This is a genomic window from Serratia sp. 25CWL12 (assembly GCF_055790885.1).
On record NZ_CM147698.1, the window covers coordinates 1274812 to 1300289 of the forward strand.

At 51.6% G+C, this 25478-nt stretch carries 25 protein-coding genes; 20 read left to right on the top strand and 5 right to left on the bottom strand.

What is annotated here, in order from left to right; translation table 11 throughout:
- Window positions 1–81: 81 nt before the first annotated feature.
- The 3 genes from ACX9GV_RS05550 (at window position 82) to ACX9GV_RS05560 (ending at window position 1882) form a co-directional block, all read left to right on the top strand.
- Entirely contained in the window at window positions 82–882 is an 801-nt protein-coding gene (locus ACX9GV_RS05550) for a sulfite exporter TauE/SafE family protein (RefSeq protein WP_473197333.1), read from the top strand.
- 95 nt (window positions 883–977) lie between these two features.
- On the top strand, window positions 978–1526 hold the full coding sequence (locus tag ACX9GV_RS05555; protein WP_473197334.1) for an elongation factor P hydroxylase: 549 nt from the start codon (window positions 978–980) through the stop codon (window positions 1524–1526).
- Between the two features lie 74 nt (window positions 1527–1600).
- Window positions 1601–1882, top strand: a complete 282-nt coding sequence (locus ACX9GV_RS05560) for a YfcL family protein (RefSeq protein ID WP_473197335.1) — start codon at window positions 1601–1603, stop codon at window positions 1880–1882.
- Here the strand turns inward: ACX9GV_RS05560 and mnmC are convergent, their stop codons facing one another.
- Complete coding sequence (gene mnmC / locus ACX9GV_RS05565) at window positions 1883–3898, bottom strand: bifunctional tRNA (5-methylaminomethyl-2-thiouridine)(34)-methyltransferase MnmC2/FAD-dependent 5-carboxymethylaminomethyl-2-thiouridine(34) oxidoreductase MnmC1 (RefSeq protein ID WP_473197336.1); 2016 nt, start codon at window positions 3896–3898, stop codon at window positions 1883–1885.
- Window positions 3899–4067: 169 nt separating this feature from the next.
- Here mnmC and fabB point away from each other — a divergent pair, with 169 nt between their 5' ends.
- On the top strand, window positions 4068–5285 hold the full coding sequence (gene fabB / locus ACX9GV_RS05570; protein WP_473197337.1) for a beta-ketoacyl-ACP synthase I: 1218 nt from the start codon (window positions 4068–4070) through the stop codon (window positions 5283–5285).
- 112 nt (window positions 5286–5397) lie between these two features.
- Here fabB and pdxR read toward each other — a convergent pair whose 3' ends face one another.
- Window positions 5398–6897 carry a MocR-like pyridoxine biosynthesis transcription factor PdxR gene (pdxR, locus tag ACX9GV_RS05575; protein WP_473197338.1) on the bottom strand — a complete coding sequence of 500 codons (1500 nt, stop codon included), beginning with the start codon at window positions 6895–6897 and terminating at the stop codon, window positions 5398–5400.
- A 29-nt stretch (window positions 6898–6926) separates the two neighbouring features.
- On the opposite strand from pdxR, the gene ACX9GV_RS05580 reads away from it, so the two are divergent.
- A complete protein-coding gene (locus tag ACX9GV_RS05580) occupies window positions 6927–7379 on the top strand; it encodes a rhodanese-like domain-containing protein (protein ID WP_473197339.1) in 453 nt (150 codons plus the stop codon).
- Window positions 7380–7439: 60 nt separating this feature from the next.
- Here the strand turns inward: ACX9GV_RS05580 and ACX9GV_RS05585 are convergent, their stop codons facing one another.
- The 3 genes from ACX9GV_RS05585 to ACX9GV_RS05595 are packed head-to-tail and all read right to left on the bottom strand — an operon-like array spanning window position 7440 to window position 10383.
- Window positions 7440–8945, bottom strand: coding sequence for a tripartite tricarboxylate transporter permease (locus ACX9GV_RS05585; protein ID WP_473197985.1), 1506 nt, complete (start codon window positions 8943–8945; stop codon window positions 7440–7442).
- 11 nt (window positions 8946–8956) lie between these two features.
- Window positions 8957–9388 (bottom strand): tripartite tricarboxylate transporter TctB family protein, encoded by a 432-nt coding sequence (locus ACX9GV_RS05590; protein WP_473197340.1) that lies wholly within the window; start codon window positions 9386–9388, stop codon window positions 8957–8959.
- A 14-nt stretch (window positions 9389–9402) separates the two neighbouring features.
- Complete coding sequence (locus ACX9GV_RS05595) at window positions 9403–10383, bottom strand: Bug family tripartite tricarboxylate transporter substrate binding protein (RefSeq protein WP_473197341.1); 981 nt, start codon at window positions 10381–10383, stop codon at window positions 9403–9405.
- A 122-nt stretch (window positions 10384–10505) separates the two neighbouring features.
- Here ACX9GV_RS05595 and tctD point away from each other — a divergent pair, with 122 nt between their 5' ends.
- The 15 genes from tctD (at window position 10506) to ACX9GV_RS05670 (ending at window position 25466) form a co-directional block, all read left to right on the top strand.
- Entirely contained in the window at window positions 10506–11180 is a 675-nt protein-coding gene (gene tctD, locus ACX9GV_RS05600) for a transcriptional regulator TctD (protein WP_023491220.1), read from the top strand.
- Window positions 11167–12582 (top strand): sensor histidine kinase, encoded by a 1416-nt coding sequence (locus ACX9GV_RS05605; RefSeq protein WP_473197342.1) that lies wholly within the window; start codon window positions 11167–11169, stop codon window positions 12580–12582. The genes tctD and ACX9GV_RS05605 overlap by 14 nt, the downstream gene beginning before the upstream one ends.
- A gap of 144 nt (window positions 12583–12726) precedes the next feature.
- Window positions 12727–13848 (top strand): 4-phosphoerythronate dehydrogenase PdxB, encoded by a 1122-nt coding sequence (gene pdxB, locus ACX9GV_RS05610; protein ID WP_473197343.1) that lies wholly within the window; start codon window positions 12727–12729, stop codon window positions 13846–13848.
- A 59-nt stretch (window positions 13849–13907) separates the two neighbouring features.
- On the top strand, window positions 13908–14918 hold the full coding sequence (locus ACX9GV_RS05615) for an aspartate-semialdehyde dehydrogenase (protein ID WP_473197344.1): 1011 nt from the start codon (window positions 13908–13910) through the stop codon (window positions 14916–14918).
- Window positions 14918–15739: a tRNA pseudouridine(38-40) synthase TruA gene (gene truA / locus ACX9GV_RS05620; RefSeq protein ID WP_473197345.1), complete on the top strand. Its 822-nt coding sequence runs from the start codon at window positions 14918–14920 to the stop codon at window positions 15737–15739. Before ACX9GV_RS05615 ends, truA begins: the two co-directional genes overlap by 1 nt.
- 68 nt (window positions 15740–15807) lie before the next feature.
- The gene (locus tag ACX9GV_RS05625) at window positions 15808–16470 is read left to right on the top strand and encodes a DedA family protein (protein WP_473197346.1); all 663 of its coding nucleotides are present in this window, start codon (window positions 15808–15810) and stop codon (window positions 16468–16470) included.
- A gap of 178 nt (window positions 16471–16648) precedes the next feature.
- Window positions 16649–17557 carry an acetyl-CoA carboxylase, carboxyltransferase subunit beta gene (gene accD, locus ACX9GV_RS05630; RefSeq protein WP_473197347.1) on the top strand — a complete coding sequence of 303 codons (909 nt, stop codon included), beginning with the start codon at window positions 16649–16651 and terminating at the stop codon, window positions 17555–17557.
- A gap of 255 nt (window positions 17558–17812) precedes the next feature.
- Complete coding sequence (gene folC, locus ACX9GV_RS05635) at window positions 17813–19078, top strand: bifunctional tetrahydrofolate synthase/dihydrofolate synthase (RefSeq protein WP_473197348.1); 1266 nt, start codon at window positions 17813–17815, stop codon at window positions 19076–19078.
- Window positions 19079–19783, top strand: a complete 705-nt coding sequence (gene dedD / locus ACX9GV_RS05640) for a cell division protein DedD (protein ID WP_473197349.1) — start codon at window positions 19079–19081, stop codon at window positions 19781–19783.
- Window positions 19784–19959: 176 nt separating this feature from the next.
- Window positions 19960–20445, top strand: a complete 486-nt coding sequence (gene cvpA / locus ACX9GV_RS05645; RefSeq protein WP_023491207.1) for a colicin V production protein — start codon at window positions 19960–19962, stop codon at window positions 20443–20445.
- Between the two features lie 36 nt (window positions 20446–20481).
- Window positions 20482–21999: an amidophosphoribosyltransferase gene (gene purF / locus ACX9GV_RS05650; RefSeq protein WP_473197350.1), complete on the top strand. Its 1518-nt coding sequence runs from the start codon at window positions 20482–20484 to the stop codon at window positions 21997–21999.
- Between the two features lie 176 nt (window positions 22000–22175).
- The gene (locus ACX9GV_RS05655) at window positions 22176–22748 is read left to right on the top strand and encodes a UbiX family flavin prenyltransferase (RefSeq protein WP_473197351.1); all 573 of its coding nucleotides are present in this window, start codon (window positions 22176–22178) and stop codon (window positions 22746–22748) included.
- A gap of 305 nt (window positions 22749–23053) precedes the next feature.
- Window positions 23054–23836, top strand: coding sequence for a lysine/arginine/ornithine ABC transporter substrate-binding protein (locus ACX9GV_RS05660; protein ID WP_473197352.1), 783 nt, complete (start codon window positions 23054–23056; stop codon window positions 23834–23836).
- Window positions 23837–24075: 239 nt separating this feature from the next.
- Complete coding sequence (gene hisQ / locus ACX9GV_RS05665) at window positions 24076–24762, top strand: histidine ABC transporter permease HisQ (protein WP_473197353.1); 687 nt, start codon at window positions 24076–24078, stop codon at window positions 24760–24762.
- Window positions 24759–25466, top strand: coding sequence for an ABC transporter permease (locus tag ACX9GV_RS05670; protein WP_473197354.1), 708 nt, complete (start codon window positions 24759–24761; stop codon window positions 25464–25466). Before hisQ ends, ACX9GV_RS05670 begins: the two co-directional genes overlap by 4 nt.
- The last annotated feature ends 12 nt before the right edge of the window (window positions 25467–25478 follow it).

A 25478-nucleotide genomic window follows, 5' to 3' on the forward strand; every position in this document is an offset into this window, starting at 1 on the left:
AATGGCGACGGGTAAATACCCTGCTCTTAGGGCTGCACTGGCATGAATTAGGCATGGTTTCACTTTTTAGGCAGAAAACTTATGGATGGGCTGGCGTTAGCTCCCGAAATACTCGGAATACTGTTTTTTGTGGCGCTGTTTGCTGGGTTTATTGATTCAATCGCTGGTGGTGGTGGGTTGTTGACGGTACCGGCATTGTTGGCTGCGGGGGTGCCTCCGGCACAGGCGTTGGCCACCAATAAGCTGCAATCAGTTGGCGGCTCATTTTCTGCCAGCCTCTATTTTGTTCGCCGTCGGGTGGTGGATCTTAATACCCAGAAACTGACGATTTTCCTGACGCTGATAGGGTCAGTGATTGGCGCGATTCTGGTTCAGCACCTGCGCTCTGACTTGTTGCGCCAGATGTTGCCCTTGCTGGTGATCAGTATCGGTATTTACTTCCTGTTAACCCCGCGCTTGGGGGAAAACGATCGCCAGCGCCGTGTGGGTGCATTGGCTTTTGGCCTGATTGCAGGGGCCGGTATCGGCTTTTATGACGGTTTCTTTGGCCCCGGTGCCGGTTCGTTTTATGCCCTGGCTTATGTGACGTTGTGTGGTTTCAATCTGGCTAAAGCGACAGCACATGCCAAGGTATTAAACTTTACTTCTAACCTGGGTAGTTTGGTGATGTTTATCATGGGCGGGAACGTGGTCTGGACCATTGGCCTGGTGATGCTGGTGGGCCAAGTGTTGGGGGCGCGTTTAGGGGCACGAATGGTGCTGACCAAAGGGCAAAAACTGATCCGGCCAATGATCGTCGTAGTGTCACTACTGATGAGTGGTAAGCTGCTCTACGATAGCCATGGGGCGGAAATTCAGCAGTGGTTGGCCGGGTATTTTTAGTGGTATTTGAACTTGCGCTGGTACTGCATAGCTGAAACGTAAAACCCCTTCGGTATATAATGCCTACTTATTTTATGGTTATTTGAGTTTTTTATATGTCAGAGCAACACCAATATTTACAACTGATTGAAATTTTTAATCAATGTTTTAGTGAAGACTATAATACCCGCCTGGTTAAAGGCGACGATGAACCTATCTATCTGCCCGCTGATGAGCAATTTTCCTATCATCGGGTTATCTTTGCCCACGGTTATTATGCCAGCGGGATGCATGAAATTTCCCATTGGTGCATTGCCGGTGCCGAGCGCCGCAAACTGGTGGATTTTGGTTACTGGTATTGCCCGGATGGGCGTGATGCGCAGACACAAAAGCAATTTGAAGTGGTTGAGATCAATCCCCAGGCGTTGGAGTGGATGTTTTGCGTAGCCGCAGGGTTCCCGTTCAATGTCAGTTGCGACAATCTTAGTGGTGATGTTGAGCCGGATCGTATTGATTTCCAGCGGAAAGTGCGTACCCGAGTGCTGGAGTTGCTCGAAAAAGGCATACCCACACGCCCAGCACGCTTTATTCAAGCACTACAATCGTTTTACCATACGCCTCCGCTCGCCGCTGAGCACTTCCCGTATCCGGAAGATCTTAACTGACATAACCCCTGGCCAATTCAAGTGGTAGCCATCGTTATGTCATTTGAATCATAAGCACGACAAGAGGAAATAAGATGATCGCAGAGTTCGAAACACGCATTCTGGCACTGATTGATGATGGGGTAGAACAGGCCAGCGATGATGAGCTATTTGCTGGTGGCTACTTACGCGGTCATCTGACTTTGGCGGTAGCCGAGTCGGAACAACAAGGGGAGCAGCGTGCCGAACAACTCGACGCACGGGTGCAGAGCAGCCTGGATAAAGCCATCAAGGCCGGGGAACTTTCCCCGCCCGACCAAGTGTTAGTCTTTGAGATGTGGCAGAAGCTGTATCAAGCCGCGTTGCAGGCTAACTAGTCAAACCTCCCGTCCCTTTAATAATTTTCTGATCCACATACGGTTTGGGTTTAGCGCTGCCAGCATCTGAGCATCGCCAGGTAATGGCTCAGCAAACAACTGGGCCGCCAGGATTTCTGCGACCAAGGGCGCGGAGCACAGGCCACGTGAACCCAACCCGCTAATCATAAACAACCCCGAATAGAGCGGTGCTGGGGCAATGGTTTCCCCACCTTGGCGTTGCTGCTGCAAATCACTGTATTGCGCCAATGTGGCGGCATAGTCTGGCACCGCACCGACCATGGGCATATGGTCGCGGGTGGCGCTGCGTACACTACAGCGTGCTTGCTGGTCACTGATATCGACCTGCTGCGGCCATGACAGTTGCGGCAGACAACGCAGCAGGCGTGTACGGTTCTCTTGCTGTTCTGTTTCACTGTAGTGCGTTTCTGATATGCCGCGCTGGTAACTGGCACCGATACAGTGCTGTTGATGGCGCGGGTTGACCGGCGTCAGATAACCTTCGTAACACAGCACCTGTTTTAATGCACTTAAGGCTGGGGTGGTTGGAATATGTGAAACCTGGCCGCGCACTGCATAGATCGGTAGTGCGGAGCAGGGCGCCAAAGTGGAGAGTTGGTGGCCATTCGCCAGGATCACCGTGGCATGTTGCCGTGCTTCGCCATTGGCAAAAAGTAGTTGCCAGCCTTCAGCCAGCGGCTGTAAATCAGTGAGCCGATGCTGATAGTAGCAGTGCAATCCTTGCCGTTGCGCCAGAACCATGGCCTCGGTAGTCAAGTCTGCTGGGCATAGCCACCCTGCCAAGGGGTAATAAATACCACCAACGCCGCTATCAATGCCGCAGAGATGGCTCAGAGTGGGGTGATCAACAGCTTGCACCAAGGCCGGGGGCCAGTCAGTGGCTACTATTTTGGCAATCTTGGCGGCACTTTTCTGGTTATAAGCCAACTGGCTGACGCCGCACCATTGATGATCGAATCTGACCCCTTGCTGTAACAGAGCATCGTACTGGCGGCGGGCGAAGAGAAAGGCGTTGCTGAAGAAGTTTTCTCGCTCATCACCGGAACCATTCAATAACGGATAGAGTGCGCCCTGGCGGTTGCCAGAGGCCCCCGTGGCAGGGCGGGTATCGGCACAATAGAGCGTCACCTTGGCGCCACGGCGTAACAAGGCTAAAGCGGTGAGTACACTGGCGATGCCACCGCCAATAATGGCGATATCATCACGGTTTTTTGCCGCCGGGCGCAGGAACCAAGGGGCCTGATGTGCCACAGGCGCGGTGTTAACCGGTAATTGCCCAATGAGCATCTCACGTTTTTGGCCAAACCCTTTACTGCGGGTGACATTAAAACCCGCCTGTTGCAATCCGCGCCGCACAAATCCTGCTGCGGTAAAGGTCGCAAAACTCCCTTCCGGGCGGGCAAAACGTGCCATGGTGGCAAATAACGCATCGCTCCACATATCGGGGTTTTTTGACGGTGCGAAACCATCAAGGAACCAGGCATCAATTTGACCATTCATACTACTGTCAAGCTGCGGTAACAAATCATTGATATCACCGAACCACAGGTCGAGCGTGATGCGCCCTTCGGCAAGCAGCAGACGGTGGCAGCCGGGTAAAGGCAATGGCCATTGGCTGCGTAATTCATCGGCGAAAGGGGCCAACTCTGGCCATTGTGCATGGGCGGCAGCCAGATCAGCCTGCTGCAAAGGGAATTTTTCAAAACTGATGAAATGTAACCGTTGCAAGTGAGCCGCAGGGTGGTGGAAATCGGCAAATGCTTGCCACAGGGCAAGAAAATTCAGCCCGGTGCCAAAACCGGTTTCAGCGACAATAAATAGAGCGCGGGGGTGCTCAGTGAAACGTTGCGGTAATCGGTTACCGGCAAGAAACACATAACGGGTTTCTTGTAACCCATCCTGATTGGAAAAATAGACGTCATCAAACTGTTTCGAAACAGGTGTACCCTGTTCATTCCAGCTTAATGCTGCGGGTTGGATGGGGGCATGGCTCACGGTAAGAGGCTCGTTATTCAAGGGATGGGGTGATTTTAACCAGGGGCGGGTAGCGGTGCAAACAAGATGGTATTAATAGAGAATTATTCTGATCGGACTTGTTCGGCGTACAACTGTACGCTAAAGTGCGAACAAAATCCCGAATGTGAAATAGTGGAAGAGGTACCGAATGAAACGTGCAGTGATTACTGGCTTGGGAATCGTCTCCAGCATTGGTAACAACCAGCAGGAAGTTCTGGCAAGTTTGCAGGAAGGACGCTCTGGGCTCACCTTCTCTCAGGAGCTGAAAGATTCCGGCATGCGTAGTCACGTATGGGGCAATGTTAAGCTCGATACCACTGGCCTGATTGACCGTAAAGTGGTTCGCTTTATGAGTGATGCCTCGATTTATGCTTATCTGGCTATGCAGGAGGCGATTCAATCTGCTGGGCTAGAGGAGTCGGTTTATCAGAACAACCCGCGTGTTGGCCTGGTGGCTGGTTCAGGCGGTGGCTCACCCCGTTTTCAAGTGTTCGGTGCCGATGCCATGCGCAGCCCACGTGGCCTGAAAGCGGTTGGCCCTTATGTGGTCACCAAAGCGATGGCTTCCGGTGTTTCTGCTTGTCTGGCGACACCGTTTAAAATCCATGGCGTCAACTACTCAATCAGCTCTGCTTGTTCCACCTCTGCTCACTGCATTGGTAATGCGGTAGAACAGATCCAGATGGGTAAACAGGATATTGTGTTTGCTGGTGGCGGTGAAGAACTGTGCTGGGAAATGGCCTGCGAGTTTGATGCGATGGGTGCCCTGTCGACCAAATATAACGACACGCCAGAGAAAGCCTCTCGCACCTATGATGCCAACCGTGATGGCTTCGTCATCGCCGGTGGTGGCGGTATGGTGGTGGTTGAAGAGCTGGAGCATGCTCTGGCCCGTGGTGCGCATATCTATGCCGAGGTGGTGGGCTACGGTGCCACTTCCGATGGTGCTGATATGGTGGCACCATCCGGTGAAGGTGCGGTGCGTTGTATGCAATTGGCAATGAGTGGTGTGGATACCCCTATCGATTACATTAACGTACACGGTACTTCGACCCCGGTTGGTGATGTTAAAGAGCTCTGGGCTATCCGTGAAGTATTTGGTGATCAGGTCCCGGCGCTTTCGGCCACCAAGGCGATGACCGGCCACTCACTGGGGGCTGCGGGTGTGCAGGAAGCAATTTACAGCCTGCTGATGTTGGAGCATGGTTTTATTGCACCGAGCATCAATATCGAGACCCTGGATGAGAAAGCGGTGGGCATGAACGTTGTCACCGAACCGACTAAGCGTGAACTGACCACAGTGATGTCCAACAGCTTCGGTTTCGGCGGGACTAACGCGACATTGGTGATGCGTAAACTGGCGTAAACTGGCGTAATCAAGCGCTATTCGCAGTCAATGTATTGAGTTATCAGGCACGGTTTACCGTGCCTGAACTTTTTTTAGTAGTGCTCAGGTGAGCGTAGTGGTTTCCCTCTGATTAAGGCAGTTTGATTCTGCTGAGTCGTTCAACTGCCAAACTAATCTCACCCGGTGTTAATGCAGAAAACCCAAGCAACCAACCATCACGTTGTGCCGTAGCCGTTTGATACTGTCTGGATAACGGGGGGGTGATAACGCCCAATTGTTGTGCCTGCCTGGTTAACGCGCTTTCTTGACCTGTGGGTAGCCATACCGTGAGCTGTAAACCCCCACTCGCCGCTTGTGGTGTAGCAACATGCTTTAAATGCTGTTCGATTTGAGTTAACAACCAATCACGACGGCTGTGGTAAAGCTGGCGCATATAGCGAATATGCGCGGCAAAATGCCCTTGTTGAATAAACTCTGCCGTTACCGCTTGCATCAATTGGTTGCTATGCCCGTCATACAGGGTGCGTGCGGTAGTGAATGCATTAACTAACGTCGGCGGGACAACCAGATAAGCCAAGCGTAGTGATGGGAACAATGTTTTGGAAAAGGTGCCGACGTACAGCACCGAACCGTGGTTATCAACCCCTTGCAGTGCAGGCATCGGTTGACCGGTGTAATGAAATTCGCTGTCGTAATCATCCTCAATAATCCAGGCATGGTTTTTCCGTGCAGTCTCTAACAGCATCAAGCGCCTTTCCAGACTCAGCGCGACACCAGTGGGATAATGGTGGCCCGGTGTTACGTAGATCAAACGTGGAGCAGGGAGGGTATTATTGGGTTGTAGCCCATCCTGATCGACGCTGACGGGGATGAGATTGGCACCGATACTGATAAAGGCATTTCTCGCCCCCACGTACCCAGGTTCTTCCATCCACACATCATCACCATGGTCGAGTAACAAGGTGGCAATTAACTGTAATGCTTGTTGTGAACTGGTGAGGATGATGACCTGCTGTGCATCACAGTTCACTCCGCGCGTCTGACCAAGGTAACCGGCAATGGCCTCGCGCAGTGGCCGGTAGCCTTGTGGATCACCGTAGCGCAGTAATTGCTCCCCTCTGATGCGTAATTGTTGGTTGGTGATCTGCTTCCATAGTTTCAGTGGGAAAGCGCGCAGTTCTGGTGAGCCAGCGGCAAAAGCTTGTGGTTGTAGTGGGTCCTGGCAACCCCCGGTTTGGACAATTTGGTTACCGCGCTGAGAAAGTTGTAATAACCGAGAAGGTCGAGGCGTCTTGGGCGGCTTGATAATTTTGATTGAAACATAGGTACCCACCCCCACTTTACGCTGCAGATACCCCTCCGCTTCCAGTTGTGAATAAGCAGATTCGACAGTAACACGTGAAATATTCAAATCAGCCGCCAGCACTCGGGATGAAGGCAAGCGTTGCCCGATAGGCAGTGCCCCACTATGAATGGCATTGCGTAAACTACTGCACACCTGTTCACGTCGTGTTCCTGCAGTGTTTTTTGCCTGTTGAAACAAGGGAATCAGTATCTGGCGTGTCATTGGTCTTATTGTGCTGGCTAAATGGGTCTTATTGATAAGACCAAAATCAGGCAAAATTGTCATTAAATTTTAGCCAGACAGGAGCAATGACCATGGGCGACGTTTCACTAGTGTTAGCTTTTCCCCCACCAACGGCAGCCGAGAGTCAAAACTACTTGGCCGCAAAGCTGAGCTATTACACGGATTCTGCCGATGTGGCAGCAGATCTGCGTAATGGCATTGGCGATATTGTGGTGATTGACACGCGATCCGAGGCTTTGTATGGGGCAGGGCATATCCCCGGGGCAATCAGTTTCCCCCATCGTCTAATGAATGAAACCACTACTCGCCATCTCGACCGGAACAAAGTTTATGTGACCTATTGTGATGGCATTGGCTGTAACGGCTCGACTAACGGGGCTTACAAGTTGGCAAAACTCGGCTTCCGGGTGAAAGAGCTGATAGGTGGGTTGGATTTCTGGCAGCGTGATGGTCATCCGTTAGCGCTGGGTGATCAGCCGGGCAGCATGCAAGGTGAAGAAAGTCATCTGGCGTGCGGCTGCTAACCGCATAAGGTTGATTAAATTGGCGGAGTATCCCGCCAATTTGGGTGACTTGTTCTCTATTTACTCAGCAGTGGACAAACGGCGTTGGCGAAGTTTGCGCAACACCGGTGGCAAGATCAAGACGGCGACCGCCAGCCCTAAGAGACATTGCGCAATCGGGCTGCTCCACAGAATAGCAAACTCACCGTTACTGATAGATAACGCACGGCGCAGGTTCTGCTCGAGCATTTCACCCAGCACAAAACCCAGGATCAACGGCGACATGGGAAAGTGCAATTTCCGTAGAATATAGCCAAACACCCCGAGCCCTACCATCAACAGTAAATCGAAGGTAGTACTGTGAACCGCATAAACACCCACTGCCGAGACCGTAGCAATTGCGGGAACTAGCAGCCACAATGGAATGTTCAACATGCGGGTGAACAGACCGATTAACGGAATGTTCATAATCAGTAGCATGACGTTGGCGATCAGCAGTGCGGCAATCAGCCCCCAGACGATATCGGGTTGTTCGGTAAACATCGCCGGGCCCGGGGTAATATTATAGAGCGTTAATGCGCCTAACATTACCGCGGTAGTACCGGAGCCTGGGACCCCCAAGGTTAACATCGGGATAAACGAGCCACAGGCGGAGGCGTTGTTGGCCGCCTCCGGTGCTGCGACACCGCGAATATCGCCCTTGCCGAATGAGTCGCTGTTACCGCTGATCCTTTTCTCGGTCATATAAGTTAGCGCACTGGCGATGGTAGCTCCGGCCCCCGGTAAAATACCGACGAAAAAGCCAATCACCGATGAACGCAGGGTCGGGCCGACGCACTCTGCAGCCTCTTTACGGTTAAACAGCATACGCCCAGTTTTGCGGATCAATTTCTGCCCGCCACTGCTATTTTCCAGCATCAGCAGGATTTCACTGACAGAGAACAAACCAATCACCACCACGATAAATTGAATGCCATCGGAAAGGTGTACGCTGTCGAAGGTAAAGCGATAAACCCCGGTGTTGGCATCGACCCCTACTGTGGCTAAGCCCAGGCCAATCAACGCTGCCAGCAGCGATTTCAATGGGTTTTGACTCATCATGCTGCCCAGGCAAGCAATAGCAAATACCATTAAAGCGAAGTACTCTGCCGGACCAAATGCCAGCGACCAGTGGGCCAGGATGGGGGCAAACAGAATAATTCCACTGATGGCGATCAGTGAACCGAAAAAAGAACTGACGGCGGAGATAGACAGCGCCACCCCGGCACGTCCTTGTTGCGCCATCGGGTAACCATCCAGTGCGGTCATGATGGCGGCTGCATCCCCAGGGACATTCAGCAAAATTGAAGAGATACGCCCACCGTATTCACAACCGATATACACCGTTGCCAGCAGAATCAACGCCGATTCGGCGGGTAATTTTAGTGCAAAGGCCAACGGCAGCAAGATTGCCACGCCGTTAATTGGCCCAAGACCGGGTAATAACCCAACGATGGTACCGACGAAGCAACCAATCAGTGCAATGACCAGATTTTGTGGTAGCAGAGCCACTTCAAAACCTTGTGATAAATATTGCCAGGTTTCCATCATAGCTCCTGTTAACTTAGCCAAATGCCGAGTGGCAGCGTGACATCAAGTAAATAATCAAAGGCGTAGAACAGTGAAATGCTCATGATAACGCCAGAGATCAGCGCTGCAATCAGGCTGGCTTGGAATAGCATGCCAATACTGAAGGTCAGCAGGGTGGTGGCCAGAGGGAAGCCGAGCCATTCGAAACCCCAGGCATAAAGCACCAAGGTGATGACCAAGACCAGCAGGCGTTGCAGGACTTTATGGTGCGGCCAAGCGATCACTTGTGGCTTACTGAATAACAATAGGGCGGCACACAAGGCCATCAGGCTTAGAATAACCAGCGGAAAGGGGCGTGGCCCCAGCGGTTCATAGCTATATTCACTTTGAATATTCCAGCCGACAAACAGACCAGCGAGACACAGCAACAACCATAAACCGGCAAAAATACGTTCACTCATGGCATGTTCCTGGGTTATTTGGCGAGACCAAATGATTTAGCCATTTCACGGTATTGGTTAACCTGTTGTTTCACGTAGGCATCCAGTTCTGGCCCCGTTAAATTGAATTCAAACAGACCGCGTAAATTACGTTGTTTTTTGAATTCCTCGGTTTCTACCAATTTCTTGAAAGTATCGTTCCACCATTGATATTCGGCCTCGCTCACTTTAGGCCCCATATAAAAGCCACGGATGATAGGCCATACCAGGTTGTATCCTTGCTCTTTAGCGGTGGGAACAGAGGCGAGATCACCGGGTAGACGTTGTTCAGCATAGACCGCCAGTACGCGCAGTTTATCGCCATTCAAATAGGGCACCATTTCGCTGAGGTCACCGGATACGGCCTGAATATGGTTACCGAGCAGTGCGGTGACCGGTTCGCCGCCCCCTTCAAAGGCGACATAGCGCATCTTGTGAGGGTCGACACCCACTTCCCGTGCTAGCAAGGCAGTTTTCATCCAATCCTGGCTGCCAATAGAAGCACCAGCACCAAATACCACCGCGTTAGGATCCTTTTTGAAGGCTTCCATCAGATCGTTGAGTGTTTTGTAGGGGGAATCCGCACGCACAGCAATGGCACCATAGTCCGTGCCTATCGCCGCCAGCCATTTCACATCATTAACGTCATAACGGCCAAATTTGCCTTGTGACAGATTCAGTAACGAACCGCCCGAGAATGCGACAACGGTACCAAATTCTGCTGGTCGCTGGGCGACAATCGCGTTATAGGCCACCGCACCAACGCCGCCGGGCATATAGGTGACGCGCATTGGTTTGCTGATGGCGTTGGTTTCTTGTAATGAAACCTGAAGGAGTTTACAGGTGAGATCAAACCCGCCACCCGGCTTGGCCGGGGCGATACATTCGGTACGTCCTGGTGCGTCAACGGCCCAGGTTTGATTGGCAGCTAACAACAGCAGTGCGGCGGTAAAGGTATGAGTCATTATTTTTTTCATGGTTTTCCCCATTGGTTTTATTTCAGTTTGTGATATCGCCACCTGACAGGTAGTTAATATCTTGTTAAAACATTTACCTTTCATTTACCTTTCACCGTCGGGAAAAATTGACAGGATGTGATATGCGTCTCTTGCTTGTAGAGGATCACCCGGAGTTGTCACACTGGTTACAGAAAGCCCTCACCGGACTGGGGTTTGCTGTGGATGTCGCTTTGGATGGTGTGGTTGCAGACCATCTGCTATTAAACGAAAAGTATGCGCTGGTGGTATTGGATGTCGCCCTGCCACGGTTGGATGGTTTTCAACTGTTGGCACGTTTACGTAAGCGTGGTCAGGCATTACCGGTATTGCTTCTGACCGCGCGAACGGAGGTCACTGATCGTGTGAAAGGGCTGAATCTGGGGGCTGATGATTACCTTACCAAACCGTTTGAGCTTGATGAGCTAGAGGCCAGGATCCGTGCGTTACTGCGCCGCAGTGTCGGTATTACGCAACAGGCACTGGAGTTCGGTGCACTCACTTATCACCATGAAGGTTATTTTGCCTTGGACGGTCAACCGTTGGCACTGACCCCGCGTGAGCTGGCGGTATTGACGGTGTTAATCCATCGTCGTGGTCGGCCGGTTGCCAAAATGCAGTTATTTGAACAAGTTTTTACCCTCAATGATCAAGCCAACCCTGAAAGTATCGAATTGTATGTGCATCGCTTACGCAAGAAATTGCTGGGCAGCAATGTGGCGATTATGACCTTAAGAGGGTTGGGGTACAGCCTGGAGTTGTGCAATGAAGTGGTTTAAGGCACCGCGCTCACTGTTTTATCAATTAATGTTGTTCTTCGGTTTACCCTTGTTGGTGTTGGGCAGCGTTTCAATCTATATCCATTATTTTAGCGCCATGAATGCCGCCAGATTAGCCTATGATCGTACCTTGTTGGCTTCCGCTCGGACGGTGGCGGAAAGGGTGGTGGTGCGTAACCAGAAATTGGAGGTGGACGTCCCTTATGTGGTGCTGGATAGCTTCGAACGTAATATGAATGACCGTTTGTATTATCAGGTGATCTCGCCGCAGGGAACCACGATTTCAGGTTATAACGACTTGCCACCGATGCCACAGAAAACCTCTCGTTCCGAGCTTTATCCGGCATTGGTGCATTTTTATGATGCGCAATATCGTGGCCAGCCGATCCGGGTGGCGGCCCTTTTTCAGCCAGTTAATGAAGCGGGTGTTATGGGGGTAGTCACCATTCTGGTGGCAGAAACCTTGGTGTCGCGCCATTATCTGGCACGACAAATGCTGTTAAGCGCGCTGCTCACTCAGGGGGGCGTGGTCATTTTGACCTTGGCGTTGGCCTTTATTTTACTGAAACAAGTATTAAAACCCTTAGGCAAACTTTCCAGCCTGATGTTGCGCCGCGATCCGGGAGAATTGACACCACTACCCATGGTTTTACCTTGGTCTGAAATGCGCCCCTTACTGTTGGCATTTAACCGCTATATCGAGCGGTTACGCTTGATGGTGGCACGTCAAGAGCGGTTTAGCGCTGATGCCGCGCATCAATTACGCACACCTTTGGCGGTACTGAAAACTCAGGTTGGTGTCGCCTTGGCCAGTGATCAACCGGAACAATGGCGTGAGAGCCTGGAAGGGATGAATGCAACGCTAGACAGCACTATTGCGCTCACCGCGCGTCTTTTGTCTCTCTCTCGGCTGAAGAGCGATGGTCAACAGGCTAACCATCAGTTACAGCCGGTGAATTTAGTACAAATATTGCGTGATACCTGCTTTTCATGTTTACCCCAGGCTCGCAGTAAACAGATCGATTTGGGGTATGAAGGTGTTGATGCCGGTTGGGTGGCGGGAGAGGCGCTATTGCTGGCCGAATTATGTGCCAACTTGCTCGATAATGCCTTGAAATATACCCCCTGCGGCGGAACGGTCACTGCACGAGTGAGAGTGACTAGTGAGTTTATTCAGTTAGAAATTGAAGACAGTGGGCCGGGTATTGCTCAGGAACAGCGGGTGGCGGCCTTGCAACCCTTCCATCGCCTGGATAATGCCGGTGATCAGCCCGGTGCTGGGCTGGGGTTAGCATTGGTGAACGATATCTGCACCTATCATGGTACCCGCCTGGAACTCTCCCGAGCTGATTCGTTAGGTGGCTTGCTGGTATCTGTCCGTTTTATCCCTACGGCTATTTGAACCGCAAAAAAACTGCCTTGCTCCGCGCAATGCGGGCACTGCTCGGCTTCATGAAACTTGATCCACTTTTCTGTCGATGCCAGCCTGCAACTTAATGGCGCTTGGGTATAGAATAGGGCGATTGCAAGATGATGGGAGAGAAACGTGAAGATCCTGGTTGATGAAAATATGCCCTATGCGTTGGAACTGTTTGGGCGCCTGGGAGGGGTGCAGGCGGTTCCTGGGCGGCCTATCCCGCAGCAGGCACTGGCTGAAGCCGATGCACTGATGGTGCGCTCCGTGACAAAAGTGAATCAGGCATTGTTAGCCGGGACGCGAGTCAGCTTTGTTGGCACCGCCACTGCAGGCACCGATCATGTGGATGAAGCCTGGTTGCAGCAGGCGGGGATTGGATTTTCAGCGGCCCCCGGATGTAATGCCATCGCGGTGGTGGAGTATGTGTTTTCTGCCTTGCTGTTCTTGGCAGAGCGGGATGGTTTCCATTTGCGTGATAAAACGGTGGGGATTGTCGGCGTGGGCAATGTGGGCTCCCGCCTTGATGCGCGCCTCAAGGCATTAGGGGTACGTACCCTGTTGTGCGACCCTCCCCGTGCCGAACGTGGGGAGAGTGGTGAATTTTGGCCACTGGAAAAACTGGTGGCAGAAGCAGACATTCTCACCTTCCACACCCCATTGAACAAAACCGGGCCTTATAAATCGCTGCATCTGGTGGATGCCGATCTGCTGGATGCGCTGCCGGATGAGCGGATCCTGGTTAATGCCAGCCGTGGTGCGGTGGTGCACAATGCCGCGTTGCTGAAAGCATTAGAGCGCGGAAAAAGGTTGAGCACGGTGCTGGATGTCTGGGAACCGGAACCGGATCTTTGCGTACCACTACTGGAGTGGGCGGATATTGCTACCCCCCATATCGCCGGTTATTCGCTGGAAGGCAAGGCGCGCGGGACCACACAGGTGTTTGCCGCGTTGGCACAACACCTGGGGCAACCCCAGGATATTGAGCTGTCGTCGCTGTTACCGGTGGCGGAGTTCAATGAGATCTGTTGCCACGGTCCGTTGGATGAAGGGAAATTAAAACGATTGATTCACTTGGTGTATGATGTGCGCCGCGACGATGCGCCATTGCGCCAGGTTGCCGGGCTGCCCGGTGAATTTGACCGCCTGCGCAAGTATTACCCGGATCGACGGGAATGGTCATCACTGCGGGTACAGTGTGATGACAGTGCCAGTGCTGAACTGTTGCAGCGACTCGGTTTTTCTGTTCGCTAAACGGTGGCGCAAGGTGAAATCCCTGTCGCCATATAAATAGATACTCTGGAGAACATCCCATGTCTGATGGTTGGAACATAGCTCTGCTCGGTGCCACTGGTGCCGTTGGTGAGGCGTTACTGGAGTTGTTACAGGAGCGCCAGTTTCCGTTGGGTGAGCTGTTTCCTTTAGCTAGTGAGCGCAGTGCTGGTGCGACGGTTCGCGTTAACGGCAAATCCATACGGGTAGAGAATGCCGAAGGGTTTGACTGGTCGCAGGTGCAACTGGCTTTTTTTGCTGCTGGTTGCGAAGCGGCGGCTCGTTATGCTGATGAGGCGGCCAATATGGGCTGCCTGGTGATTGATACCAGTGGTTACTTTGCCTTGGAACCAGATGTTCCGTTAGTGGTACCCGGTGTCAACCCGCAGGTATTGGCGGATTATCGTAACCGCAATATCGTGGCGATAGCCGACAGCATGGTCAGCCAATTGCTGACCGCGATTAAACCACTGACCGAACAGGCGGGTCTTTCCCGTTTACAGGTAACGACGCTGATGTCAGCTTCATCACGCGGTAAACTGGCGGTGGATGAGCTGGCTGGGCAGAGTGCGCGCTTGCTTAATGGCATTCCTGCCGAACCCGGTATCTTTGCCAAGCAGTTGGCTTTCAACCTGTTACCTCTGATCAGTGATGAACAGGGGAGCGTGCGGGAAGAGCGTCTTATCGTTGACCAAGTGCGTAAAGTGTTGCAAGACGCCGGGTTGCCGATTTCCGTCAGTTGTGTGCAAACGTCGGTATTTTACGGTCATGCACAAGTGGTGCATGTGGAAACCTTGCGTCCGCTGACAGTTGAAGAGGCGCGCGGTGAACTAGAACAAGCCGATGATATTCAACTGAGTGAAGATGACGACTACCCGACGCAGGTGACGGAAGCTTCCGGGAGTGAGGTGTTAAGTATTGGCTGTCTGCGGCAGGATTATGGTATCCCGGAAATGCTGCAGTTTTGGTCAGTGGCCGATAATGTGCGCTTTGGTGGTGCCTTGATGGCTGTTGAAACCGCAGAACGCTTGTTGCAGGAGCAGATGTACTGATGTCTGCAGAGTCACCCATTCTCCCGCCAATGCTGAAAATTGCGCTGGGGGTTGAATATGATGGTAGTCGTTATTATGGTTGGCAGCGCCAGCAGGAAGTCACCAGCGTGCAGGCTTGCCTGGAGCAGGCGTTAAGTAAAGTGGCCGATGCGCCAATCAGCGTATTTTGCGCCGGGCGTACTGATGCCGGGGTGCATGCCACAGGGCAGGTGGTGCATTTTGAAACCACGGCGCGTCGTCAGGATGCTGCCTGGACAATGGGCGTCAATACGCATTTGCCGCCAGATATTGCGGTGCGTTGGGTTCAGGGGGTGAGCAGCGATTTTCATGCGCGTTTCAGTGCCACCGCGCGCCGCTATCGCTACATCATCTATAATCATCGCTACCGTCCGGCGATTATGCAGCAGGGGGTAACGCATTTTTATCACCCGCTGGATGCCGAACGGATGCATCGTGCCGCCCAGGCTTTATTGGGTGAGAATGACTTTACCTCATTCCGTGCGGTGCAATGCCAGTCACGCACGCCATGGCGCAATGTAAAACAGGTGAAGGTTTCGCGTTATGGTGGCTATATCCTGGTGGATATCAAAGCCAACGCATTTGTTCATCATATGGTGCGAAATATTGTTGGCAGCTTGTTGGAAGTGGGGTGTGGTAACCAGGAAGAGAGCTGGATAGCCGAACTGTTGGCGTTGAAAGATCGCAACCTGGCAGCCGCCACGGCACGGCCAGACGGTTTGTATCTGGTGGCGGTGGATTACCCAGAGCGTTTTGCGTTACCTCGCCCACCGTTGGGGCCGTTGTTTTTAGCTGACGATTAAACCGTCAGATAGTAGATAGATAAGTATTTAGTACTGGGTAGCGTTACCCGGTTAAAATGAGAGAGTTTATGGACGTTATCAAGTTTATCATTGATTTTATTCTGCATATTGATGTGCATTTAGCCGAGTTGGTGGCGCAATATGGCGTCTGGGTTTATGCCATTTTGTTTTTGATCCTGTTTTGTGAAACGGGATTGGTGGTTACCCCGTTCCTGCCAGGGGACTCACTGCTGTTTGTTGCCGGAGCTTTGGCGGCGTTACCATCTAATGATCTCAATGTTCATACCATGGTCGCTTTGATGGTGGTGGCAGCGGTGCTTGGCGATGCGGTGAACTATACCATTGGGCGTTTGTTCGGTGAAAAGCTGTTTACCAATCCCAATTCCAAAATTTTCCGCCGCAGTTATCTGGATAAAACTCACCAGTTTTATGAAAAATATGGTGGTAAAACCATTATCCTGGCACGGTTTGTTCCCATTGTGCGTACCTTCGCCCCCTTCGTGGCGGGGATGGGGCATATGAACTATCGCCATTTTGCCGCTTATAACGTGGTTGGCGCACTGGTTTGGGTATTGCTGTTTACTTATGCGGGCTACCTGTTCGGGGATTTACCGATAGTGCAAGAAAACTTGAAACTCTTGATTGTTGCCATCATTGTGGTTTCAATTCTGCCGGGTATTATTGAGATCTGGCGCCATAAACGTGCGGCAGCTCGGCAGCAAAAACAGTAAAAGTATCGGTTAACCCGTCAGTTAACGCAGTTTTTTGTCTACAGTATCGGGCCGATATGGTTTAATAAGCAGTATCTATGGTCTGTTTTTGTGAACCCGCCTATAGCCAGAGGTCTGGTGGTGGTTATCGCATAAACAGCGGGCTGGCATCTGCCTGGTTCAAACAGAAAGGTCATCAATGAGCTGGATTGAACGAATTCTTAACAAAAGTAATGTGACTCAAACCAATAAGGTGAGCATTCCTGAAGGGGTCTGGACCAAATGCGCTAGCTGTGGTCAGGTTCTTTATCGTGCTGAGTTGGAACGTAATCTCGAAGTGTGCCCCAAGTGTGATCACCATATGCGCATGTCTGCGCGTATGCGCTTGCATTCCTTGCTGGATCAAGGTAGCGAGGTTGAGGTGGCGAGCGAACTGGAGCCGAAAGACGTTCTCAAGTTCAGGGATTCTAAAAAATATAAAGATCGCCTGAGTGCGGCGCAAAAAGCGACGGGTGAAAAAGATGCGCTGGTGGTAATGAAGGGGACACTTTACGGTATGCCCATCGTCGCCGCTTCGTTTGAATTCGCCTTTATCGGTGGTTCGATGTCTTCCGTGGTGGGTGCCCGTTTTGTGCGTGCGGTTGAGCAAGCCTTGGAGGATAACTGCCCATTGATCTGCTTCTCTGCCAGTGGTGGCGCGCGTATGCAGGAAGCGTTGATGTCGCTGATGCAGATGGCCAAAACCAGTGCGGCGTTAGCCAAATTGCAGGAACGTGGTCTGCCCTATATTTCGGTGTTGACTGACCCGACCATGGGGGGCGTTTCCGCCAGTCTGGCGATGCTCGGGGATATCAATATCGCCGAGCCTAAAGCATTGATTGGTTTTGCCGGTCCGCGTGTTATTGAGCAGACAGTGCGTGAGAAACTGCCGCCAGGTTTCCAACGCAGTGAGTTCCTGATTGAAAAGGGCGCGATCGATATGATTGTTCGTCGACCAGAAATGCGCCGGACTCTGGCAAACATCATTTCTATGTTGACTAACCAACCCCTGCCAGATTTTGATGGTGTTGCTCCGCTAGCCGCAGAGGAAAACCAGGCCAACGCCTAAGGTATGTCAGACCCTGCGTGTCACCATTAGCGGGGTCGTCGTCACTTTATGGTTATACCCAAGTTCAATCAAGTTGCAGGTAGGCGGCAAAGGAGTGAGTCCCTAGGAGCATAGAAAACTATGTGACTAGGGTGAATGAGAGTAGCCAACAACCCTGCAGCTTGAATGGCGACGGGTATATCACGGAATGCCCTCTTGGATTGACTTAAGAGGCGCACCTGACGGATTTTGAACCTAAAGTCAGTGATAGGATGTATGCAAAACCACCAAGCTCCCCAAGCTACGGCACCCCTGAATACGTGGCTCTACTATCTGGAACATCTGCATAGCCAAGCGATAGAACTCGGTCTGGAGCGTGTACGGCACGTTGCCGCTCAACTCGATCTGCTTACGCCGGCTCCGACGGTGTTTACGGTGGCCGGCACCAACGGCAAAGGTACTACCTGCCGCACGTTGGAGGCCATTATGTTAGCCGCCGGGTTACGGGTAGGGGTTTATAGCTCCCCGCATCTGGTGCGCTATACCGAGCGGGTGCGTATCCAGGGGGAGGAACTCAGCGAAACGGAACACTGCCGTTCATTTGCCGCTATTGAGGCCGGTCGCGGTGAAACCTCGTTGACCTATTTCGAATTTGGTACCCTGTCGGCATTATACCTGTTTAAACAAGCTAGACTTGATGTCGTCATCCTCGAAGTGGGGCTCGGCGGGCGTCTTGACGCCACCAACATTGTTGATGCTGACGTGGCGGTAGTGACCAGTATTGCGCTGGACCATACTGACTGGTTGGGGTGCGATCGTGAAAGTATTGGCCGTGAAAAAGCGGGTATTTTCCGTGGTGGCAAACCTGCTGTGGTCGGTGAACCGGATATGCCTCACAGTATTGGGCAAGTGGCTGAGGAGCTGGGGGCCCGCTTGTATCGCAGTGGTGACAACTGGGTGTTCAGTGAACAAGGGGAGCGTTGGCAGTGGCAAGGGGAGGGCACCAGCCTGACTGAGTTGCCGATGCCTAATGTGCCCTTGGCCAATGCGGCAACCGCGTTGGCTGCGTTATACTACTCAACATTAGACATTGATGAGAAAGCCATTTTCAGTGGCTTACAGCAGGCTACGCTGCCTGGGCGTTTTCAAACTGTACAGCACAACCCACGGGTGATCCTGGACGTGGCTCATAACCCGCATGCTGCAAGCTATCTGGCGCGTCAACTGGCAAAATTGCCACGTAACGGTGGCAAGGTTCGTGCGGTGGTGGGGATGCTATCGGACAAAGATATCGCCGCTACGTTGGCTTGCCTGAGTGAAGTAGTGGATATATGGTACTGCGCATCGTTGGATGGCCCAAGAGGGGCAAGTGCAGAACAACTGGCACAATATTTAGTGCAGCCACAACAGTTTGATGATGTTGAAACTGCCTGGCGCCAGGCTATGCAGCAAGCAGATATTCAAGATATTGTGATCGTCTGCGGCTCATTTCATACGGTAGCACCGGTGATGGCAGCTATAGACGAGGGGCGGGGAGTGTGAGTGGCAAGTAAATTTCAGAATCGACTGATTGGCACGGTGATTTTGGTCGCCTTAGGGGTCATCATTCTGCCGGGTTTGCTGGATGGCAAAAAAAGGCATTATGAAGATGAGTTTGCCGCTATTCCCCTGGTACCCAAACCCGGTGACTCCCATGAAGCTGACATGATCCCGCCAGCGTCACAACCATTACCTTCTCACCCCCCTGAAGGGGCGGGGGCATTGGTTGAACAGCAGGCAGCGGTAGAAGCGGCAGCCCAACAGGCCGCCAGACAAAATACTCAGCAGCAGCAATCGGCACCAGTTGTGGTGCCTCCGGCAACCAGTCAACCGATTCAACCCCCGGCGCAGCAGGAAACCAAGCCAGCAGAGGTGAAACCCAAGCCAGTGGTTGAACCGAAACCGGAAGTGAAGCCTGAAACCAAACCGCAGCCTAAACCTGCAACCGAAGAAAAAGCACCGGTGGGGCAGGCCTATGTGGTGCAGTTAGGTGCGTTGAAAAATGCCGCCAAGGTCAATGAAATTGTCGCTTCATTACGTTTGTCTGGCTACCGGGCCTATACCGTGCCTTCGACACCGGTTCAAGGGGTGATTACCCGGATCTATGTGGGGCCTGATGCATCGAAGCAGAAATTGCAGTCATCTTTGGCTGAACTCAATGCCATTAGTGGGTTGAGTGGTCAGGTGAAGCCGTACAGTGTTCGTTGATGGGGCTGAACGGTTCTCTGTTGGCGGCAAACACGGAAGGTGAATGGTATGGCGTTCAGTTTTTTTACCGTTTTATATTTTTAATGTGGCGGGAAATCCGCTACGCAAACGTTTTCTTTTTCTGTTAGAATTCGCCGCGAATGAGATGCAAGGGCGATTCATCATTGGAATAGTTCATGGTCTGGATTGATTACGTCATTATAGCGTTGATTGGATTTTCGGCTTTGGTCAGCCTGGTCCGAGGTTTTGTACGCGAAGCATTGTCACTTGTGACATGGGGATGTGCGTTTTTTATAGCCAGCCATTTTTACCCTTACCTTGCAGCCTATTTCACTCGTTTAGAAGATGAACTGGTGCGGAATGGCGTTGCGATAGCCCTATTATTTATCGCAACGTTGATTGTGGGCGCTATTGTTAACAACGTGATCGGTACATTGGTTGATAAGACCGGGTTATCGGGTACTGATCGCGTGTTAGGTGTCTGTTTTGGCGCATTGCGTGGCGTATTGATTGTGGCGGCGCTCCTGTTTTTTCTGGATACCTTCACCACCTTGTCACAAAGTGCGGATTGGAAACAGTCGCAATTTATCCCCTATTTCAAGCCCATCATCACTTGGTTCTTTGACTATCTGCAAAGCACGTCGAGTTTATTACCCCCCTAGTTACCGGGGCGGTAACGGCTTAGAGGAAAAGACAACATGTGCGGTATTGTTGGTATCGCCGGTTTTATGCCGGTAAACCAGTCTATTTATGATGCGTTGACAGTGCTTCAGCACCGTGGGCAGGATGCCGCTGGCATCGTAACGATTGATGCCTATAACGGGTTTCGTCTGCGTAAGGCCAATGGCCTGGTGAAAGATGTGTTTGAAGCACGTCATATGCAGCGTTTGCAGGGTAACATGGGCATTGGCCATGTGCGCTATCCTACTGCAGGCAGCTCCAGTGCTTCAGAAGCCCAACCATTCTATGTCAACTCGCCATTCGGTATTACGCTGGCACACAACGGCAATCTGACGAATGCCCATGAACTGCGCCAGAAACTGCTTGAAACTGGCCGCCGTCATATCAATACGACCTCCGACTCGGAGATCCTACTGAATGTGTTAGCCACTGAGCTTGACCGTTTCCAGCACACCCCGCTGGAAGCTGATAATATTTTTACTGCCATTGCGGCAATGCACCAGCAATTACGCGGTGCCTATGCCTGTGTGGCGATGATTATCGGTCATGGCCTGGTGGCATTCCGTGATCCTAATGGTATTCGCCCGCTGGTGATTGGCAAGCGGACATTGGATGATGGGCGCTGTGAATATATGGTGGCATCCGAGAGCGTGGCGCTGGATACATTAGGTTTTGAGTTCTTGCGTGACATTGCACCTGGTGAAGCGGTCTATGTCAGTGATCAGGGGCAGCTTGCCACCCGCCAGTGTGCCGAAGATCCTAAAAACCACCCCTGTTTGTTTGAGTATGTCTATTTTGCCCGTCCAGACTCGTTTATGGACAAAATCTCGGTCTACAGTGCGCGAGTGCGCATGGGGCAGAAGTTGGGTAAAAAGATTGCCCGCGAATGGGAAGATCTGGACATTGATGTGGTGATCCCAATCCCGGAAACATCTTGCGATATTGCGCTGGAAATTGCCCATATTCTGGGAAAACCTTATCGCCAGGGATTTGTTAAAAACCGTTATGTGGGCCGTACTTTTATCATGCCGGGTCAGCAAGTGCGCCGCCAGTCGGTACGTCGCAAGCTGAACGCCAACCGTGCTGAGTTTCGTGACAAGAACGTGTTATTGGTGGATGACTCCATCGTGCGTGGCACGACCTCAGAGCAGATTGTCGAGATGGCCCGTGATGCGGGAGCCAAACGGGTTTATTTGGCCTCTGCGGCCCCGGAAATCCGTTTCCCCAATGTCTATGGTATTGATATGCCGAGCGCCTCAGAGCTGATTGCTCATGGGCGTGAAGTGGATGAAATCCGCAAGATGATTGGTGCCGATGGGTTAATTTTCCAGGATCTGACTGATTTGATCGACGCGGTTCGGGAAGAGAACCCAGATATCACTCAGTTTGAATGCTCGGTGTTTGACGGTATTTATGTCACCAAAGATGTCGACCAAGGCTATCTGGAGTATCTGGAGACATTGCGCAATGATGATGCCAAAGCGTTGCGCGGCCAAACCGAAGCGGAAAATCTGGAAATGCACAATGAAGGCTAACCGCTAATCGGGCTGCTATATTCCGGTTCATTCAAGTTGCAGCCTATATTGCTGCAGCTTGAATGGCGATGCGGGTCTAGCATAGAGTTCACTCACCATCCCTTCTGCTGGGGGGCTGCAAAGTCTACCCCAATTCAGCTATGCTAGCGGCCTATCTCCAGGCAGAGACTCGTGTTATGAAAAAACTCATTGTCGGAATTTCTGGTGCCAGTGGCGCCATCTATGGTGTGCGTTTGCTGCAAGTTTTGCGCAGTGTGGAAGGGGTTGAGACCCATTTGGTGATGAGTCAAGCGGCGCGCCAGACGTTAGCACTGGAGACCTCGTTAAATCTGCGTGATGTACAAGCGCTGGCGGATGTGGTCTATGATTCGCGCGATATTGCCGCCAGCATCTCTTCGGGTTCTTTCAAAACCATGGGCATGGTGATCCTGCCTTGCTCAATCAAAACATTATCTGGCATCGTCAACAGCTATACGGATGGGTTATTGACCCGTGCTGCTGATGTGGTGCTGAAAGAACGGCGGCCTTTGGTCCTCTGCGTGCGTGAAACCCCCCTGCATCTTGGCCATCTGCGTTTAATGACTCAGGCAGCGGAGTTGGGGGCGGTGATTATGCCACCGGTGCCTGCCTTCTATCATCGCCCACAAACCCTTGACGATATTATCGATCAAACCGTGAACCGGGTTATCGACCAGTTTGATATTGAATTGCCGCAAGACCTGTTTACGCGCTGGCAAGGCGTTAATTAACAAATTTACAATTAAATCTATACATTTTTGCAGCGTTGCACTGATTTAGTGCCACCTATGCACCATAATAGTTCTGCTGCACCATGCTTTCATACGGGTGTTTACCCAAGGTGAGAAGGGCTAGACTCAAATAACGGTCTATTTCACCAACTGGGTCCTGTAAGATTCACGCCAGCGAATGGAATAGGTGCAGAGTCAATGGCTTATCGTGTTCTGTAACAAGAAATGGCATGATTGCTGCATCCTTGGTACCGGAAGAAGGTCACCTCTGTGTGGACATCGGAAAAATCTAATCGAGGAATATTATGAAAAATCTTGTTAAGGCTCTTCCCTTAGTGTTACTGCTGGGGGCGATGGGTAGTGCTTTGGCTGCTTTGCCCACGACAATAAAAATTGGTACTGACCCAACTTATGCTCCTTTTGAATCCAAAAATGCACAGGGTGAATTGGTGGGTTTTGATATCGATTTGGCCAAAGAGATGTGCAAACGGGCGAATATCCAGTGCACTTTTGTCGAGAGCGATTTTGATGCGCTTATCCCTTCACTGAAAGCGAAAAAAATTGACGCAATTCTCTCCTCACTCTCCATTACTGAAAAGCGCCAACAGGAAATCGCCTTTACCGACAAATTATTTGCCGCTAATTCACGCCTGATCGCACCGAAAGGTTCAACGATTTTACCCACCATAGAAGCACTGCAAGGCAAAAGTGTGGGGGTGTTACAAGGAACCACACAAGAGGCTTATGCTAACGCTTTTTGGCAGCCTAAAGGCATCACGGTGGTCCCTTATCAGAACCAGGATTTAGCCTATGCGGATTTAGCTTCCGGGCGTATTGATGCGGCGTTTCAGGATGAGGTGGCGGGGAGTTATGGCTTCCTTCAACAACCTATGGGTAAGGATTATGCCTTTGCGGGTGAGTCAGTCAAAGATGACAAATACTTTGGTGTCGGTACTGGTATGGGGCTACGCAAGGATGCAACTGAGTTGAAAGCAGCATTGGATAAGGCTTTTGCTGAAATGCGCCAAGATGGCACTTACGATAAATTGGCCAAGAAGTACTTTGATTTTGATATCTATGGTGGTTAATTCTCGTCCTGTCGCATGTTGAAGCCACTGGGTGAGCTTCAATAGGCTGGCATGATCTCGGGAACCGCCGACAAGCTGTGGCGGTTCTATACTCGTCATACTTCAAGCTGCTTGGGTGTTGGCTACGTCAGTTCGCACCAGTCACATAGTGGCCTATGCTCCTGGCGACTCTCGGACTTGCCGCCTACAAGCAATTCGAATTATTTAGAGTATAAGTCAATCAAAACAGGATAAAAGAAATGCTACAAGGCTATCCTCTATTGATCTTCGAGGGGGCTCTGGTGACACTGGAGCTGGCCCTCAGTTCCGTTCTGTTGGCGGTGGCGATCGGCTTGTTCGGTGCTGGCGGTAAGCTTTCGTCCAACCCTATCATCTCAACAATATTCGGTGCCTATACCACGCTGATCCGCGGAGTCCCTGACTTGGTGCTGATGCTGCTGATCTTTTATGGCTTGCAGATTGCCTTGAATAGCGTGACGGAGTCACTGGGTTTTACGCAGATCGATATAGACCCTTTAAGTGCCGGTATTATCACCTTGGGGTTTATCTACGGTGCCTATTTTACGGAAACTTTCCGTGGTGCCTTTCTGGCAGTACCGAGGGGGCAAATTGAGGCGGCCACGGCGTTTGGTCTTTCCAAAGGGCAAATTTTTCGCCGTATTCTGTTCCCGGCGATGATGCGTTTTGCGTTACCTGGCATTGGCAACAACTGGCAGGTGATCCTGAAGGCGACCGCATTGGTGTCGATCCTGGGTTTGAATGATCTGGTAAAAGCGACACAATTGGCAGGAAAAGGCACCTACCAGCCTTTTTTCTACGCCATTGTTGCTGGGGCGGTCTACCTGCTTTTCACCACCCTTTCTAATGGTGTTTTGCTGTGGCTTGAGCGGCGTTATTCACTGGGCGTCAAAAGGGTTGAGCTATGATCGACATCTTGCAACAGTATTGGCAACAACTACTGTGGACTGATGGCTACCGTTTTACTGGTGTGGCGGTGACGTTATGGTTGCTGATTTCATCGGTGGTGATGGGGGGGCTAATGGCTGTCCCGATGGCGGTGGCGCGAGTCTCTTCTGTTCGCTGGCTGAGTCTTCCCGTTTGGCTGTATACCTATGTGTTTCGCGGCACTCCGCTGTATGTACAACTACTGGTGTTTTATTCTGGGGTGTACAGCTTGGAGATGGTGCGTGGCACCGAACTGCTGAACGTATTCTTCCGCAGTGGGCTTAACTGCACCATTTTGGCACTGACACTGAATACTTGTGCCTATACCACCGAGATTTTTGCTGGGGCAATCCGTTCGGTACCCGAAGGTGAAATTGAAGCTGCCAAAGCCTATGGTTTTTCGCGCTTTAAACAGTATCGCTGCATTATTTTACCTTCAGCACTGCGTACCGCATTACCGGCATACAGCAATGAAGTGATTCTGATGCTGCACTCGACGGCATTAGCGTTTACCGCCACGGTACCGGATTTGTTGAAGATTGCGCGTGATATTAATGCGGCGACGTACCAACCCTTTTATGCCTTCGGCATCGCAGCAGCACTGTATTTGATTGTCTCTTACGTGTTGATCAGTCTGTTCCGTAAAGCGGAGAAGCGTTGGATGGCACATGTTACTCATCGATAAATGGCGGAAATA